General features: G+C 61.6%; 3 protein-coding genes. All 3 read right to left on the bottom strand.

Annotation, left to right across the window (positions count from 1 at the left end; genetic code table 11):
* The coding region (locus AWB67_RS37235; protein WP_143328493.1) for an HvfC/BufC N-terminal domain-containing protein at positions 1 to 313 on the bottom strand (313 nt) is incomplete at its 3' end.
* A 10-nt stretch (positions 314 to 323) separates the two neighbouring features.
* Entirely contained in the window at positions 324 to 1,304 is a 981-nt protein-coding gene (locus AWB67_RS37230) for a hypothetical protein (RefSeq protein ID WP_087660790.1), read from the bottom strand.
* Between the two features lie 29 nt (positions 1,305 to 1,333).
* On the bottom strand, positions 1,334 to 1,755 hold a 422-nt coding region (locus tag AWB67_RS37225; protein WP_125477861.1), incomplete at its 5' end, for an MbnB/TglH/ChrH family RiPP precursor modification enzyme.

Below are 1,755 nucleotides of genomic sequence, written 5' to 3'. Positions count from 1 at the left end.
CCGGCTCGAACGCGCCGACAAAATCGGCGAATCCTTCGCCATACCTCAACATCACCGGCGAACGCGGCGGTTCACGCAGGACATAAGCCCGCGCCATCGCCGCGAAAAATTCATCACCGACGATGCGGCGTGTCGCTGGATACGCCGCCTTCAATGCATCGCATAAGCCTGCTACGACGTTGTTCCGATAGACCGCAAAACGCCTAGCGCTGGGCTCACCATCCGGGCCGGTAAGACCCGGAGGTATCGGATACTCCGGATGAAGAATCGCCATAGCGAATGCCGACTGGCGCGCGTCGATGTCGAGCATCATCCCTGTCCTTTCACTGTTCCGTCCGCGGGCGCTGCACGACGTTGCTCCAGAATTGTCGCAGGCTGTCGACGCCGCCCGCCGTCGAACTCCAGAGCGTCGCATCGCTCACGAGCAGGCTGCCTGCGAAGGTGCCGCTCCGCGATTGAAGCAGCGCGTCGAAAGTATCGCGTTCGCGCGTGAAGGGATGTGGCGGGGCCGTCAGGTCGATCTTCTGTCGGACCAGCACATCGAGTTTCTCGACGGCGTCACCCTGGCGTTCGAGATGCGGCAAATGCGCATGCAGGTTAAACGTCGTAACGCCATCAAGCAGGTTCAGCCGGTCCAACGCCGGCTCGACGACGATCGCAGCGGGCGACCCATCCGGTTCAATAGCTGGCCGCAATCCGAAGCGGTTTTGCACGGGCACGCCCAGACCGGCCAGCAGTGAGCGGGCGAATCCGCCGAAGCGCTGCTGCGGTGGTATCGACTTGTCCCCGTGGTGCTGAAAACTCGTCAGTTGAAACGGCAGCCATTCGTCTTGCGGCAGACCGGAGACATCGCCGATATCGTGATGCGGACACACGAAGGCAAGATGATCCGGCTGCGCGAGGAATCGGCGTACGGCGTCGACTTCTGTACTGTGCGCGGTCTGGTCGGTTCGAAGCGAGTCGAAGCTGATGACGATGAGTGTGTCGATGCTCTTCAGCAACCCGGCATCGAGCGCGGTGAGATGACCGTGATCGTCGACGCGTTCGACCTGAACGACCGGCGCGCCACTCTGCGCACCGGCGAGCTCCACGAAATCGGCGAAGTTGCGTTTCATGATGTGATCGAGGAAGCCCCCGACGCTCTGATCGAACTGGGACGGATCGGAGAGATCCACGTAGCGGGGATAACCCAGCCGGCGACTCTCGAAGAGCGTCGGAAACCGGTTCTCGATGATGTCCAGCGGTGCCCCGACTTCGCCAGCCCGGCTCCAGGCGTAGTAGACCAATATTCGGCGGTTTGCCATGCTGCCCTCCTCCACTCGATTGATGACATTCAGGCAACAGAGAGTGCCGCCTGAGAACGCGCGAGCATGACTGTCTCGGCTCGATCCGCCTGCGCCTTCAGCGTCGTCCAGCCCGGCACGTTCGCGTCCCATTCGATCAGCGTCGGAACCGGGCCGATGCGGTCGAGCACGTAGGCATAGAGATCCCAGACGATGTCGCCGACGGGCCGATCGTGCGTATCGATCAACAGCGGGCCGCCCTTTTCGTCAGACTCGCACGCGTGACCGGCCAGATGGATCTGCTGGACTCTTTCGAGCGGATACGTATCAATATAGGCGAACGGGTCCCACTCTTGGTTGATCGACGCGACATGGACGTTGTTGATGTCGAGGAGCAGGCCACAGCCGGTCCGCCGCGCAGTCTCGGCGATGAAGTCGGTCTCGGAATAGCTGCTTTCAGTGAAAGCGAGAT

Source organism: Caballeronia terrestris (assembly GCF_001544515.1).
Classification (GTDB): domain Bacteria; phylum Pseudomonadota; class Gammaproteobacteria; order Burkholderiales; family Burkholderiaceae; genus Caballeronia; species Caballeronia terrestris.
Note: the sequence above shows the minus strand (reverse complement) of the source record. Positions and strands in the feature narration are given on the sequence as shown.

What these genes read in the sequence shown, in the direction of transcription:
- AWB67_RS37230 (WP_087660790.1), bottom strand. Translation starts at nt 1,304, where the DNA reads ATGGCAAACCGCCGAATATTGGTCTACTACGCCTGGAGCCGGGCTGGC.